The organism is Brenneria izadpanahii, from assembly GCF_017569925.1.
GTDB lineage: Bacteria > Pseudomonadota > Gammaproteobacteria > Enterobacterales > Enterobacteriaceae > Brenneria > Brenneria izadpanahii.
The window spans coordinates 4,829,529-4,844,593 of the sequence record NZ_CP050854.1; the positions used below are offsets into that span (position 1 = coordinate 4,829,529).

Annotated in this window: 14 protein-coding genes and 2 pseudogenes; 11 read left to right on the forward strand and 5 right to left on the reverse strand. The window is 50.6% G+C overall.

Annotated features, from left to right (window positions below; all coding sequences use genetic code 11):
- Positions 1-69 precede the first annotated feature (69 nt).
- The 4 genes from attM (at position 70) to HC231_RS21615 (ending at position 2,693) form a co-directional block, all read left to right on the forward strand.
- A complete protein-coding gene (gene attM, locus HC231_RS21600) occupies positions 70-861 on the forward strand; it encodes an AttM family quorum-quenching N-acyl homoserine lactonase (RefSeq protein ID WP_208228715.1) in 792 nt (263 codons plus the stop codon).
- 324 nt (positions 862-1,185) lie between these two features.
- Positions 1,186-1,599, forward strand: coding sequence for a CidA/LrgA family protein (locus HC231_RS21605; protein ID WP_208228716.1), 414 nt, complete (start codon positions 1,186-1,188; stop codon positions 1,597-1,599).
- Positions 1,592-2,284 carry a CidB/LrgB family autolysis modulator gene (locus HC231_RS21610; RefSeq protein ID WP_208228717.1) on the forward strand — a complete coding sequence of 231 codons (693 nt, stop codon included), beginning with the start codon at positions 1,592-1,594 and terminating at the stop codon, positions 2,282-2,284. Before HC231_RS21605 ends, HC231_RS21610 begins: the two co-directional genes overlap by 8 nt.
- Positions 2,285-2,327: 43 nt before the next feature.
- Positions 2,328-2,693: a hypothetical protein gene (locus HC231_RS21615; RefSeq protein WP_208228718.1), complete on the forward strand. Its 366-nt coding sequence runs from the start codon at positions 2,328-2,330 to the stop codon at positions 2,691-2,693.
- A 36-nt stretch (positions 2,694-2,729) separates the two neighbouring features.
- Here the strand turns inward: HC231_RS21615 and HC231_RS21620 are convergent, their stop codons facing one another.
- Positions 2,730-3,494, reverse strand: a complete 765-nt coding sequence (locus tag HC231_RS21620; protein ID WP_246494615.1) for a helix-turn-helix domain-containing protein — start codon at positions 3,492-3,494, stop codon at positions 2,730-2,732.
- A 157-nt stretch (positions 3,495-3,651) separates the two neighbouring features.
- Here HC231_RS21620 and cfa point away from each other — a divergent pair, with 157 nt between their 5' ends.
- Positions 3,652-4,800 (forward strand): cyclopropane fatty acyl phospholipid synthase, encoded by a 1,149-nt coding sequence (cfa, locus tag HC231_RS21625; protein WP_208228719.1) that lies wholly within the window; start codon positions 3,652-3,654, stop codon positions 4,798-4,800.
- Between the two features lie 33 nt (positions 4,801-4,833).
- Here cfa and HC231_RS21630 read toward each other — a convergent pair whose 3' ends face one another.
- Positions 4,834-5,937: a DUF1615 domain-containing protein gene (locus HC231_RS21630; protein ID WP_208228720.1), complete on the reverse strand. Its 1,104-nt coding sequence runs from the start codon at positions 5,935-5,937 to the stop codon at positions 4,834-4,836.
- A gap of 71 nt (positions 5,938-6,008) precedes the next feature.
- Between HC231_RS21630 and HC231_RS21635 the strand changes: the two are divergent.
- A pseudogene (locus HC231_RS21635) lies at positions 6,009-6,242 on the forward strand (IS1 family transposase); the annotation flags it as partial.
- A 22-nt stretch (positions 6,243-6,264) separates the two neighbouring features.
- On the opposite strand, the gene HC231_RS21640 reads toward HC231_RS21635, so the two are convergent.
- From HC231_RS21640 to fos, 3 genes are all read right to left on the reverse strand, one after another.
- Entirely contained in the window at positions 6,265-6,555 is a 291-nt protein-coding gene (locus tag HC231_RS21640; RefSeq protein ID WP_208228722.1) for a contact-dependent growth inhibition system immunity protein, read from the reverse strand.
- Positions 6,556-6,562: 7 nt separating this feature from the next.
- The gene (locus HC231_RS21645) at positions 6,563-6,766 is read right to left on the reverse strand and encodes an RNase A-like domain-containing protein (protein ID WP_246494617.1); all 204 of its coding nucleotides are present in this window, start codon (positions 6,764-6,766) and stop codon (positions 6,563-6,565) included.
- A 102-nt stretch (positions 6,767-6,868) separates the two neighbouring features.
- Entirely contained in the window at positions 6,869-7,291 is a 423-nt protein-coding gene (gene fos, locus HC231_RS21650; RefSeq protein ID WP_208228723.1) for a fosfomycin resistance glutathione transferase, read from the reverse strand.
- A 191-nt stretch (positions 7,292-7,482) separates the two neighbouring features.
- Between fos and HC231_RS21655 the strand changes: the two genes are divergently transcribed.
- The 5 genes and pseudogenes from HC231_RS21655 (at position 7,483) to metC (ending at position 14,866) form a co-directional block, all read left to right on the forward strand.
- Positions 7,483-8,733: a hypothetical protein gene (locus tag HC231_RS21655; RefSeq protein WP_208228724.1), complete on the forward strand. Its 1,251-nt coding sequence runs from the start codon at positions 7,483-7,485 to the stop codon at positions 8,731-8,733.
- A 229-nt stretch (positions 8,734-8,962) separates the two neighbouring features.
- Positions 8,963-9,958: a LysR family transcriptional regulator gene (locus HC231_RS21660; protein ID WP_208228725.1), complete on the forward strand. Its 996-nt coding sequence runs from the start codon at positions 8,963-8,965 to the stop codon at positions 9,956-9,958.
- A gap of 280 nt (positions 9,959-10,238) precedes the next feature.
- A pseudogene (gene aspA / locus HC231_RS21665) lies at positions 10,239-11,677 on the forward strand (aspartate ammonia-lyase).
- Between the two features lie 225 nt (positions 11,678-11,902).
- Positions 11,903-13,204, forward strand: a complete 1,302-nt coding sequence (locus HC231_RS21670) for an anaerobic C4-dicarboxylate transporter (protein ID WP_208228726.1) — start codon at positions 11,903-11,905, stop codon at positions 13,202-13,204.
- 468 nt (positions 13,205-13,672) lie between these two features.
- Positions 13,673-14,866 carry a cystathionine beta-lyase gene (metC, locus tag HC231_RS21675; protein WP_208228727.1) on the forward strand — a complete coding sequence of 398 codons (1,194 nt, stop codon included), beginning with the start codon at positions 13,673-13,675 and terminating at the stop codon, positions 14,864-14,866.
- The last annotated feature ends 199 nt before the right edge of the window (positions 14,867-15,065 follow it).

Below are 15,065 nucleotides of genomic sequence, written 5' to 3' on the forward strand. Positions count from 1 at the left end.
TATTTATTGCTGATGTGAAGACTCTATTTTATTTATATGAAAATCAACAAGCACTAAAAGGATAATAGTATGAATGAAATACGCTTGTACATGTTTCAATCCGGTTCGCTGAAATGTAAGCTTCATAATATAAAGATGAACCAAGGCGCCAATACTGATTACGAAATTCCGGTCCCATTTTTCCTGTTAACCCATCCTAAAGGGCATACCTTGATTGACGGCGGAAACGCCGTAGAAACCGCCGTCAATCCCCGCGACTACTGGGGCGATATTACGGATGTTTACTGGCCGGTGATGTCGGAAGAACAAGGCTGTGTCGCCCAGTTGGAGAAACTCGGCATTGATCCGCAGGATGTGCGATACGTTGTGCAATCTCATCTACATCTTGATCATACCGGCGCTATAGGACGTTTTCCAAATGCGACGTATGTGGTGCAACGGCGGGAATATGAGTATGCATATACGGCGGACTGGTTTGCCGCCGGGGGCTATATCCGCAATGATTTCGATCGCCCTGGGTTGAAATGGGAATTTCTCGATGGGGAAATTAATGATTTCTACGATCTGTACGGTGACGGCTCATTACGTACCATCTATACGCCGGGTCATTCGCCGGGACATCAATCAGTGCTGCTTACTCTGCCGCATAGCGGTTCGTTTTTGCTGAGTTGCGACGCAGCCTATACCACCGATCACTGGGAAGAGCGCGCGCTACCTGGTTTCCTGACCTCGGCAATAGAGGCGGTACGCTCAGTACAAAAATTACGGAGGCTGGCTGAAAAGGCTGAAGCCACCGTCGTTACCGGACACGATCCCGACCAATGGTCAACATTCAAGCATGCTCCCCAATATTATGATTAATGCGCCAACGGGCGAGGCCCAGGGAAGGGCCGAGTAATCAGGCAGCCAACGTGCCGGCGACTTGAAAGATGAAGGGCATAAGTAACTTGTCCTTAAATAAACAGAGAATGTCTCCATTTAATAAAAAGAGCCATATCAATTAGTTGATAATGAACTCTGGTTCAAGGGAGACGGTATTCGCGTTGTGTAATTCGAAATCGCACGGCGCGTTATTACACCCACCTGAAAACCTATCCGGGGCGGTTACAGCAGAACCATCGGGAATCATTCTTGGGATTGCCGCCTGTTTGCCCCATTACACATTACCTTTTGTAGAAGAACGTCATGCATCCTTTCATCACCGGTATCTGGCATCAGGCGCGAGCCTTTTTGCTGATTTACGCTTGCTTATTTCTTGGAATCGGTATTGCGGCGCTGCTGCCGATAACCCTGCCGGGCAGTATTGTCGGTATGCTGATTCTGTTTACGCTGTTGTCCTTACAAATCATCCCTCCGGTATGGGTAAAACCGGGGTGTCATTTACTGATCCGCTATATGGCTTTGCTGTTTGTGCCAATTGGCGTAGGCGTCATGCAATATTTTGATTTATTGCGGGCGCAGTTCGCTCCGGTGGTCATTTCATGCGCCGCCAGCACCCTGATTGTGCTTATCACGGTAGGTTGGTGCTCACACGCGGTGCACAGAGAGAAAATATCGCTCAATAACACGGAAGAAAAGAAAGGAATAAAGCATGCTTAATGATATCTGGTGGTCGCTGCCGGCAACGCTGATAGTCTTTTTTCTGGTGCGTTGGGCGGCGATAAAGCTGAACAATCCGCTATTCAATCCGTTATTGATTTCGATGGTCGTACTGATTGTTTTATTGAGTCTTACCAAGATGCCTTACCCGCGTTATTTCCAGGGGAGCGAGGTACTCAACAGCCTGCTGCAACCCGCCGTGGTGGCGCTGGCCTATCCGCTGTACGAGCAGTTGCATCAAATTAGAATGCGCTGGAAGTCAATTATCAGCATCTGTTTTCTCGGTAGTGTGGTGGCGATGGTTTCCGGTACATTGATAGCATTGCAGTTGGGCGCCACGCCCGCGATTGCGGCGTCCATTATGCCGAAATCCGTCACCACGCCGATCGCGATGGCCGTCGGCGGCAGTATTGGCGGTATTCCCGCTATCAGCGCGGTTTGCGTGATCTTCGTCGGGATCCTGGGAGCGGTCTTCGGGCATATTATCCTGAATGCGTTGCATATCCACACCAAGGCATCGCGCGGTTTGGCGATGGGCTCAGCCTCCCACGCATTGGGAACCGCCCGCTGCGCCGAGTTGGACTACGAAGAAGGGGCGTTCAGTTCCCTTGCGCTGGTCATTTGCGGGATTATTACTTCGTTGATTACGCCTTTCCTATTCCCGGTTTTGATAGCAATGCATTGAGCGATATGAATATGACAGTATAGAAATTAAAGGCAATAACACGATGTCTTCCCCAACGGCAGTAAAAATATTAATCGCACAGGCCGAAACCCTGACCAATGCAGGGCTTCACCGACGGGCTGTCCGCCTGTGGCGTAATATCGCCATCCATCCTGACGCCACTGAAATGCAACGGGAGCAGGCCTGGCAGCGCGTGGAAAAGATTCAGATGGCGATTGCCGAAATCCAGAAAATCACGGCGCAAAAAAAGCATCAAGAAATGGAGATGAAAAAAGAGCGGCTGGAAAAAGACCGGCTGCGCATTCTGGATTTGTTTTCTCAGGGCTACACCCCGGTGCAAGTGCGGATGATGACGGGGCGATCCCGCTCTTTTGTTTCCGAGTGCCGTAAGAAAGTACGCCGCATCTGAGATAACGTCCATCCGCCCTCATCGGCTGGTCCCCGTTTAATACCGGGTCGGCGGCACGCCGAACATCTTCCTGAACGCATTAGAAAAAGACGAAGTGCCGGCATAGCCAAGATCCAAGGCCACCTGGGTTACGCTGCGGTTATTTTTCAGCATAATCACCGATTCCAACAGCCGCATGCGCTTCTTCCACTCGCTGAAAGCCAATCCCGTTTCCTTTTTGAAGTGGCGCGAAAAGGTTCGTACCGACATCCCGGTTTTGGCCGCCCATTTATCAATACTGTGGTCTTCATCCGGCGTTTCCTGAAATTCCCGGCATACCCGCATCAAGGTCGGCGACGTGGGCCACGGCACCGAAAAACCGGCGTCCGGCAATTTCTGTATTTGCGCGATCAGGACATTGACCAGCATGCCGTCATCCCCGTCGCTGTCGTACTGTTCGGGCACATGTTCGGTCGCATAATGGATGAACTCCCTGATGAAGCTGCTAATCAGCACCACTCGGCAACTGTTGTGATTGAGTGCCACGGAATCCTGTTCGATGTATAGGCTTTCCAATAATACATCGCTGGTGGTCAGAATACGGTGCGGCACATTCGCCGGGATCCATATGCCGTAGAAAGTCGGCACGATCAGCGTCTTCCCTTCAATCTCTACCCACATCCCGCCTTCGTATGCATACAGAAACTCGACAAACGGGTGCTGATGCCGGCTGACAAGAACGCCCTTTTCCAGCAAGCAAGTACGAAAATAGACGGAACGCGGCAGCGCCTGTCGTTCTGGTACCGAAACAAGCTGGCTCACCGCATCCTCATTGAGGGTTAATCGGGACATGCGTGACATAGTGTGGCCGTTAATCAACAGAACTTGTCCTTTTATGATAACAGCGGTCGGCTTAATTTGCCCGATAATAAGCCACCTTACTTGAGGCTCGAAGAAAGAACAGGGATTGGAAGATATTATGAGTAATGTATGTGCGGCCGAAGGCTGTAGTGACAAAAGCGAATGGCTGCGTATCGCCGATGATATGCTCACTCAGGCCGGTATCACCATTAATGGCTCCGAACCCTGGGATATTCAGGTTAAAAATCCGCATTTTTTCAAACGAGTATTACAGCAGGGGTCGATTGGGCTGGGGGAAAGCTACATGGACGGCTGGTGGGATTGCGACAGGCTGGATATGTTCTTTCAGCGCATATTATGCGCCCACCTCGATGAAAAAATGCCTTCCCGCATTAATGACATCCTGCGCGTCGCCCTCGCCCGGCTAACCAACCTCCAGTCGAAAAAACGCGCCTGGATTGTGGGGAAAGAGCACTATGACCTGGGCAACGACCTGTTCTGCCGCATGCTTGATCCTTACATGCAGTATTCCTGCGGCTATTGGAAGCAGGCCGACAACCTGCACAATGCCCAGCGGGATAAACTCGATATGATTTGCAAGAAGCTACAGCTCAAACCAGGCATGACGCTGCTGGATATTGGCTGCGGCTGGGGCGGACTGGCGGCCTACGCGACGCAGCACTATGGCGTGACCGTTCATGGCGTAACCATCTCCGCCGAGCAGAAAGCCTTTGCGGAAGCGAGCCACAAAGACCTGGACATCCATATCCTGCTGCAGGATTACCGCGACCTACAGCAGCAATATGACCGCATCGTATCCGTAGGCATGTTTGAACACGTCGGCCCGAAAAATTACGCCGCTTATTTTGACGTGGTTGACCGCTGCCTGAAGCCGGACGGCATTTTTCTGCTGCATACTATCGGCTCCAATAAAACGGCGCATAACGTCGATCCGTGGATTAATAAATATATTTTTCCCAACGGATGTCTTCCCTCAATAAAACAGATTGCCGGCACGAGCGAAAACCATTTCGTCATGGAGGATTGGCATAACTTCGGTTCAGACTACGATAAAACGTTAATGGCCTGGAATGAGCGTTTTCTCGCGGCGTGGCCTGAGATAAAAGATAATTATTCCGAGCGCTTCAAAAGAATGTTTGTTTATTATCTTAACGCCTGTGCCGGGGCATTTCGCGCCAGAAACATTCAGTTGTGGCAAATCGTCTTTACCCGCGGTCTCCAGAATGGATTACAGGTGCCTCATTAACCGGCGAGGGTAAATCGAGGCGCCATCTCAGTTTTATTGCGCTCTGCCCAAACACCGCTGACGGCGCTCATCGACCCGTTTGGCGAACCAGGCCGTCGTCAGCTTCCGGGTGATTTTGGGGCTTTCCAGCGTGATGCCCGGCAGGATTTCTCGCGGCGCTCTTCCGCCTGCGTTACGATCCGCCAACGCATAGACGCGTTCATATAATCCGGTTTTCTCAAAATCCAGCGTATCGCCCTTCTCCAACGCCCGACGGATCGCGCTGTCGCTCATATCCAGTTTTTTCCCTAGCGAACGCACCGCCAGTTCGGTCGCGCCCGCTTTATCCGATCCGTAATTGATTAAATCGCCATCCAGCGCCAGAGAAATACCGCTCAGGCGGCTGACCGCCCGCTGAAACGCCGCATTGCGGCTGGCGTACCATCCGGCATTGAAATCCGCAAAGCGGTAAATCGACTGTGGATAATTGGCCGGATAGCCCAGCAGATGCATAATGCCGAAATACATCCCGCCGCGGCGGCTGAACACTTCACGGCGAACGGAGCCGTCTATCGTATATGGATAGCCTTTGGCGTTGGCTTCGGCAAAGGCGATGCTCACCTGCATCGGCCCGCCGGTATGCACCGGATTCAAACGCCCGAATAGTCTTTGCCCCATCGGTACCATCTCGATGAAATCATCAAAGATGGCGCTTAATTCTTTCTCGCTACGCACTTTGTCCAGCCGTTCGCTGTAACTCTTGCCGTTAGGGGATTTGATCAGCAGCGCGGTACGCACCAGAAAAACCGGGATATGCAGTTGCCCGGCGCGGCGCTCGATCTCCTGCCAGGCGATTTTCGATAACCCCGGCACCTGCGGATCGGCCTTGAACGTCGATTCCTGTTCGGTGACCGCCAGTACCGAACACAGGTTTTCATTGTTGGGCTCAAGGCCTTGCGCGGAAAACGCCGCGGCGATATCGGTCGCCCAGCCCTGACGATCGCTGACGTTGGCAGGCAACAATTTCAGCAACTGCGCGCGAACATCCGCCGGACGCGGCTCCGGCGTTTGAGAGGTTTTGTCGGCGCAGCCGGCCAATACGAATAAAGCAATCAAACACAGCGGACGAAACAGGGAGGAAGGACTCGTTTTCGGCATCTTATTTCAAATTAGCAACATATGGGTAGCCAAGACGTTAACGCACCCAGAGTAGATGATCCAGTCTGGTGGTTGGCTTTTTCACCATCGATGACCGAGGCCGCTACACACGAAAAATAGCATCACTGCAACATCTGACAGATAAGATTTTCACGCTGCGAATTGAGCGTCATAATCTTAATTTACGGCACCACATTAAACGTAACGCAAGGAAAACCCTCTGCTTTTCCTGTTCCTTTGCAATACATGAAAAAGTGATTGGGGCTTACATTGAAAAACACAATTACGACGTATTTGAGTCATAACCCTTTTTAGCGGGCGTTAGCGCTATACGTTACGTTTCGACTGTATAATTGCCCGGAAGTCGGCAAAAAACTGGCTGACATCGTCGATTTCCACCTCTGGATGAAACGTCTGCATAAACGCATCGTCCAGTTCACCGGGATGCCGCGCCTCAAATTCATCCATTTCAGCAATCAGCGCGCACAGGAAACCCTCTGATGCATCGGCCAGGTAATATTCTACTTGCCCTTCAAAGGAGTCCGTGCCGGCAATAATGTCAATATCCTGATTGAAATAGGCTCCGATGAGATTGCTTAGTAATGGGTAATCATCCATATAGTCACTATGTAGGGTATGCGGTCAGAATATAATATGGCTTACCATGATACGTCTGGTATTCCAGCACGACTTTAAATGTGGATGTCCGCACAGTTTCCGTCGAGCCCCGACGAATATAGATGCCAACGGGATAGTTTACAGCATGAGTAATGTCCAGCGGACGATGTGGATAGTGACTCGATAATCCCCCTACTTTTGCGAACCGCATTCCAAAAAGCGTTACAACCGTGCTGTAAATCCATCCAGCCTCTTTTGCGGCTTACGCCGTCCCGTTTCAACAACAGAAAGCGGGAACAGCCGTTGAGCATGGTTATGACGGCGGATAAAACAGCATCCCCTGATAAGGCTTCTTCCGGCAGGCGGCCAGCCGCTGCCGGATATCCCCTACATGAATTTCCAGCTTATGGCCGTCGGGATCCAGAAAATAAAATGAATCCCCTTCGCTGCGGTTCACTTTCCACACGGTGACATTCACAGCGTCAAGGCGGGCGCAAAACACGGCAAAATCCCGCTGTTCGAGACTGAACGCATAGTGCGTATAGTCACTGCAATCCGCCGATAAACGCTGGCGGCTTTCATCGTAGGAAAGGCATAGCCATAGGTCGCCGCACGTCAGATACGCGCCGCTATCCCAGCGTGCATGCAGCGTCATCTGCAATACGTTTTGATAGAAATCCACACTGACCGTTAAATCGGTTACGGCTAACGTCAAATGATTCAGGCCTTTAAGCATAGGGGCACCTTACGAAGATTCGACACGGGTTATTAGCTTACCAAGTTCTTCATCGCAGGATATTACGACTATTCCTTCCGGGTAAAAAACGCCAAAATACCATACGGTTATCCAAACCATCGGCATAACAAAAAGCATAATTTATCTATTACACTGAACAGGTTGTCTCATCTTTAACAAGGAGGTACGGTATGACAATTGAAATTGAAGAAAAAAACGCCGAGCTTGTTACCACGGCGAAAAAACTTTTACCCCTGGTATTCAAGTCTTCATTATCCATAACGGTGTGTTCTGTTTTCGTTATCTGGTTTTATCTTTCTACATTAGGCCGGCTGGATGTGTTCGTAGAGGCCATTGGATTTGCTACGTTATTAGGTATCGTGTTCGGCTTTACTATCGTAGCGTTTGCTGTGATCTGCATCTTGATATTTATATCATCGCTTATGCTCGTGAGCATTGTTACCGGATACGAAAACACAATATGTAATTATTCACTTTTGAAACATAACATTATCAGAATTTGTCTGTTAAACGGCTATTTATTCGGTCCAATAGTTATCGGTTTCTTTTACCTGTATGATTTAGCGGGAAAAAATGGGGTTTATTTTTTCTTGGCTGGCTCTGCCCTGATAATTATAGTTTCTTATTTAGCAACCTATTTTCTTTTTCATCGGTCTCAATATAATCGCAACAACCACACCAACCTCAATAGCGCCCCTCTATTGAATATTCTGATGCCGCTGTCCCTTATCATTCCCGCACTGACACAAATCATCCCACTTTCTCTCTTACTATCAAAAATCAGTTTTCAAGCACAGGATGGCGATCTTGAACAAGGGGTTTCGACTGCAATAATCTCTATTATTTTCGCGATAATTTCATTTTTACCCGGCATACTTTTCATTAGCGGATTTAAGAAAGGCAATTTGCTGAAAAGCACAATATTAGCCTTCATGATCATTCCCTTCTGCATTATATTATTAACTTTCTTTATTCCCATCCTACCATTGATGATCACCAATATGGCGATGAACCTGGCGGGTATTGCCGACTGGCGCACCCATCAGTACACAATGAGAAACGAGGTTTACCCACACAGTATGTTTCCCGGCCAACAGTGGAACACACGCTATTACTCTGACATCCCCGACCGCTTTTTCATCACCGGTATTGCCATGTTTTCTTTTGGCGATATCAAACTAATCTGCCCGACATCAATCCGGCAAGCGCAATTAGAAAATATGACGTTCAATTTCAAAAACCAACAGGAAAACCGGAAAAAGAGCGAAGCCTTCAAATCCGCCGCCATGCCATGTTTTCCCATTGATAAAAAAGATATTAAACAGTGGGATATCCCATTGAGTTCACCGATTTATTATGAAAAGGTTCGCTTAACCACGCCGCACTCACCAACCGATATCTTTCAATATCTAAAAAGATAACCGTCGCCTTGTCATCCGGGGCGCAGCGTAGCCAGCGCGCCCCATCCCCTACATTCAGATTCGCTAAACCTAGTTATAAGAAAATATTAATCAGTGACAGGCTTTACATTTTTTCCGAGCCCGGATCACTAATCTTGCGGCAGTTATCGCGTCTGCCGCCCTGTATTATCGGGTAAACTTTATTTCAAAGTTTCAATAAGCGCGTATCTTGCGCCGCAGGCAATAGCATATGGTTAAACGAACAATGTCAGCCAATAAATCGATCGACATGTACGCCGTCCACGTTTTTGTAACGATGGCAGAAGCTGGAAGCATGACAGCGGCTGCGGCGCAGCTAGGCCTGACGCCGTCGGCGGTTTCGCAAACGCTCAGGCTGTTGGAAGACGATTTCGGCGTCATGCTGATCAATAGGGCCAGGCGTCCCTTTGTATTGACGCCTTACGGCATCGCGTTAAAAAACCGGGGCGAGGTGCTTACCGAGGAGATCGCGAACCTGAAGGCGCAGGTGCTGGAAGCGGGACGAGGCATAAAACCCGATCTGCGCATAGGATTGGTTGATTCCTTCGCCATCACCTGCGGCTCCGTATTTACGAAACGTCTGCTGAAAAGCTCTTCTCAACTGCTGATCCGTACCGGATTAAGTCCACAGCAGGGCGAAGCGCTGATGCGGCGCGAGTTGGACCTTATCGTCACCAGCGATCCGCTGATCGATACCGATGGCGTGGTGCGTTACCGCCTGTTTTCCGAAGGCTATTTCGTCATTACGCCCCCGGAATACCGTAAACGGATAAAAACAATCGAGGATATTCGCGAGCTGTCCGCCGCGATGCCGCTGGTCAGGTTTAACCGGAACTCGCAGATCGGCATGCAGATTGAGCGCTATCTGCGCAGAATAGATATTCGCGTTCCCAATATGCTCGAATTTGATAACGCGGATACGTTAACGTCGATGGTGGCGGCGGGGATCGGCTGGGCCGTTACCAGCCCCATCAGTTTTCTCCAATCGGAGACCTATTCCAGACAGGTTTTAACGCATATGCCGGAACAATTGAACATAAAACGTTCGCTTTATATTGTCGGGCACCGTGATGAATACAGCGCATTCTTTGACGAAGCCTGTGATGTTACGCACGAAATAATCAAAACCGTATTTATTCCAAAATTGAAGAGCCTTAATCGGGGAATAGAAAAGCTGGTTTCTATTAATGCGGATGATACGGAATAACGGTTGGTAAATTTTCAACAATTGGGAATATCAGCGCCAATGTAAATAAAATAAAGCCATGAAATAAACACGTTACGGCGTGTTTATACTCGTCATACTTCAAGTTGCATGTGCGTTGGCTGCAACTCGAATTATTTAGAGTATATCGGGATTCTTCATCCTAAAAAAATAATTACTCCATCATGATTCAGTAAAAAATCGTGACAGGAAACGTCGTCTCATTAATAAGCCGGCCGTATTTTTAAGTTATACCTCCGCGCAAGAGAAAGGAATAATGGTTATGTCAAATAACATCCGTATAGAAGAAGATCTGTTAGGTACTCGTGAAGTTCCGGCCAATGCGTATTACGGTATTCATACGCTGCGGGCGACCGAGAACTTTTATATTAGCGACAGTAATATCAGTGATATTCCAGAATTCGTACGCGCCATGGTGATGGTAAAAAAGCGGCGGCGTTGGCAAACCGGGAATTACAGACGATTCCACGCAAAATCGCCGATACCATTATTCAAGCCTGCGATGAAGTGCTGAATAACGGCAAATGTATGGATCAGTTTCCCGTGGGGGTCTATCAAGGGGGCGCGGGCACGTCGGTCAATATGAACACCAACGAAGTGCTGGCGAATATCGGTCTGGAGTTGATGGGGCATCAAAAAGGCGAATATCAATACCTCAGCCCGAACGACCACCTGAACAAATGCCAGTCCACCAACGACGCCTACCCCACCGGTTTCCGCCTGGCGGTGTACAGCTCCATCCTGAAGCTGGTGGATGCCATCGCCCTGCTGGGCCAGGGGTTTGAGCGTAAAGCGGCGGAATTTGAAAATATCCTGAAGATGGGGCGCACCCAATTGCAGGATGCGGTGCCGATGACTCTGGGCCAGGAGTTCCATGCGTTCAACATCCTGCTGAAAGAAGAAAACAGAAACCTGCTGCATACCGCGGAACTGTTGCTGGAAGTAAATCTGGGCGCCACCGCGATCGGCACGCGCCTGAATACCCCGGATGAATATCAGCATCTGGCCGTGCAGTATCTGGCGCAGGTCAGCGGCCTGCCGTGCGTTCCGGCCGAAGATCTGATCGAAGCCACCTCCGACTGCGGCGCTTATGTGATGGTACACAGCGCCCTCAAGCGGGTCGCGGTCAAACTCTCGAAAATCTGTAACGATCTGCGCCTGCTCTCTTCCGGACCGCGCGCCGGCCTGAACGAAATCAATCTGCCGGAGTTGCAGGCAGGCTCTTCCATTATGCCGGCGAAGGTTAACCCAGTGGTGCCGGAGGTGGTGAATCAGGTCTGTTTTAAGGTTATCGGCAACGATACCTGCGTGACGATGGCGGCCGAAGCCGGTCAGCTTCAGTTAAACGTCATGGAACCGGTCATCGGGCAAGCCATGTTCGAGTCCATCCATATTTTGTCCAACGCCTGCGACAATCTGCTGGAAAAATGCGTCAACGGCATTACCGCCAATAAAGAGGTGTGCGAGGCCTATGTTTTCAACTCCATCGGCATCGTGACCTATCTGAACCCGTTCATCGGTCACCATAACGGCGATATCGTCGGGAAAATCTGCGCCGAAACCGGCAAAAGCGTGCGCGAAGTCGTACTGGATCGCGGCCTGCTCACCGCAGAACAGCTGGACGATATCTTTTCCATCCAAAACCTGATGCACCCGGCCTATAAGGCCAAACGCTACACCGACGAAAAAGAATCCGTTTAGTCATCCGCTCTCAATAACAACGGCCCGGCACATGGCTATTCGTACCATGTGCCGTTATTTCAAAAGTGAAACGCCATAAAAATCAAAATAATACTTATACCAACTAATTTCTAGAGACGGGAAGGCGGCCCCGAAGGGGCAAGGTACTGAAGGAGGCGAATTGCCAGTCAACATCTCTGCAGCCTGAAAGCGGGGGGTATATCAAATTGTTTTAAGGAGCATTGTATGTTGGTCCCGGAACTCATTATCGTGCTGTTCGCCATCTATCTGGGGGCGCGGCTCGGCGGTATCGGTATTGGCTTTGCCGGCGGTCTGGGCGTGTTGATTCTCACCCTGGGCTTCAATATCGCGCCGGGCGCGATCCCTTTTGACGTTATCGAAATCATTATGGCGGTCATCGCCGCTATCGCCGCCATGCAAGTGGCGGGCGGCATGGATTACCTCGTCAGCCTGGCGGAAAAACTCCTCCGCCGTCATCCTAAATACGTCACCTTTCTCGCCCCGCTCGTGACCTACGTCATGACGCTGCTGGCCGGTACGGGGCATACCGCTTTCTCTACGCTGCCGGTTATCGCGGAAGTCGCCAAAGAACAAGGCATCCGGCCTTCGCGTCCGCTATCGATCGCCGTTGTCGCTTCTCAGGTGGCGATTACCGCCTCGCCGATTTCCGCCGCCGTCGTATTTGTCGCCAGTATTCTGGAGCCTTACGGCATCAGCTATCTGATGCTGTTGGGGATTTGTATTCCCACCACGCTGACCGCCGTTTTGCTTACCGCCATCATCACCAATTTCCTGGGGAAAGAACTGAAAAATGATGAAATTTATCAGGAACGTTTGAAAAAAGGCGAAGTTGATTTGCGCAGCACCAGCGCGTTGGAGGTCAAACCAGGGGCGAAACTTTCCGTACTGCTGTTTCTGCTCGGCATTATCGCCGTCGTATTTTACGCCACCGCCATCAGCGATACGGTGCAATTGATTGCTGACCCTGTTTTGCCGCGCAATGAAGCGATTGTGGTGTTTATGCTGACTATCGCCACGCTGATCTGCATTACCTGTAAAATTGATACCGGAAAAGTGCTTACGGCCAGCACGTTCAAATCCGGCATGAGCGCCTGCGTCTGCGTAATGGGGGTCGCCTGGTTAGGCGATACATTCGTTAAAGCGCATATCACCGATATTCAGGAAACGGCGGGAACGCTACTGCAAAACTACCCGTGGATGTTGGCCATCGTGCTGTTCTTCGCCGCCATGCTGCTCTATTCGCAGGCCGCGACCGCCAAGGCGCTGATGCCGGCGGCATTGCTGCTCGGCGTTTCTCCAGTGACGGCGGTGGCGTCGTTCGCCGCGGTATCCGCGCTGTTCGTGCTGCCGACCTATCCGACTTTGCTGGCCGCCGTGGAAATGGATGACACCGGCTCAACCCGCATCGGGAAATATGTGTTTAACCACTCATTCCTGATACCGGGCGTGCTGACCATTGCGCTGTCGGTGATATTCGGGTTTATTCTCAGCAATATTCTGCTGTAACCCGCCGGGGGACGATCTCCTTCTCCTTTTGCCGACAAACTTGTCGGCGAATCCGGCGGCCGCGGGTGAGGCCTCTCTGTAGGAACCTCCCCCGTGTTTCCCCTCTACCCGCGCGCGCGCATTGCAAAGGACGAGCGAGGCGGGCACGAACAATCTTTATCAATCGGATACAAAGCCAGTATTTCTGGCTTTTCATACTTTTCATACGCATAGCGGAATTAATTTTAGGCGCGCAAAAGAGCCCGCCGTCAGCAGGAAGCCCTTCTCTGGCAGTAAAAACAGCAACTTTTACCGTTTTTCCGTTTCGGAAGGAAAAGCCCGCCCACAGCCCTATTCAGCCGTGGTAACGTAGAAAGCGTCAGATTGCTGAAGTGTCGGCGTTAAACGGAATAAATTGAACAGGTAAACAGGTTATCCTGACGCATTGAACCGCCTGGTACGGCAAAAAAGAGAAAGGTGATATCGGTTATGACGAGTAAGAAAACAGCAACAGCACTGGTCGCCGCGGGGCGCAGCAAAAAATTTACGCACGGTTCGGTAAATCCCGTCATCCAACGGGCGTCCTCCCTGGTATTCGACACCGTTCAGGATAAAAAAAACGCGGCCATTAACCGGGCCAACGGCGGCTTATTCTACGGACGCCGCGGCACATTGACCCATTTTTCCCTACAGGAAGCGATGGTCGAACTGGAAGGCGGCGCCGGCTGCGTCCTGTATCCGTGCGGGGCGGCGGCGATCACCAATGCGATTTTTTCTTTCGTATCGGCCGGCGATCACGTACTGGTCACCGGTTCAGCCTATGAACCGACTCAGAGTTTCTGTAACGCCGTTCTCAGTAAACTGAATATCGGCACCACCTATTTTGATCCGCTGATCGGCGCAGGCATCAGCGAGTTAATCCAGGAAAATACTAAAGTCGTATTTCTTGAATCGCCAGGCTCCGTCACCATGGAAGTCCACGACGTACCGGCAATCGTACAAGCCGTTCGCCGCATCAACCCGGAAATCGTCATCATCATGGATAACACCTGGGCGGCGGGCATCCTGTTTAAAGCCCTGGATTTCGGCATTGATATCTCGGTGCAGTCCGGAACGAAATACATGGTCGGCCACTCTGACGCCATGTTGGGCACGGCCGTGGCGAACGAACGTTGCTGGGAGCAGCTACGTGAACACTCCTACCTGATGGGGCAAATGGTTGATGCCGATACCGCCTATGTCGCCAGCCGTGGCTTGCGAACGCTGGGAGTCCGGCTCAAACAGCATCAGGAAAGCAGTATCCGCATCGCTAAATGGCTGTCCGAGCGCCCGGAAGTGGCCGTCGTCAATCACCCTGCGCTGCCGGGCTGTAAAGGCCATGAATTCTATGTGCGTGATTTTAAAGGATGCAGCGGATTATTTTCATTTGTATTGAAAGATAAGCTGAGCAACGCGCAGCTGGCCCACTACCTGGATAACTTTGAACATTTCAGCATGGCGTACTCCTGGGGCGGTTTTGAATCGCTGATTCTGGCCAATCAGCCGGAATCTCTGGCATCGATCCGTCCGGTTGCCGGCGTTGACTTTACCGGCACACTCATTCGGTTACATATTGGGCTTGAAGATAGCGATGATCTGATTGACGATCTGGCGCGCGGCTTTGACAGAATTCAGGAAGTGTGACGGCAACAGGCCCATATCCCTTGATTTAGCTGCATTGAAGTAGGTAAAGCGTGTATCATAGTCGAGATAATCTTAACTAAAACCGCTTTACCTTAACCCAACGCTTATCCTAACCAGCATTAATCTTAACAGAATAAGCGCTTAGCCCTGCGCTGGTCTTAGCGTATTTAAGTACAACATGGTCGGGCAGTTTCGCCCC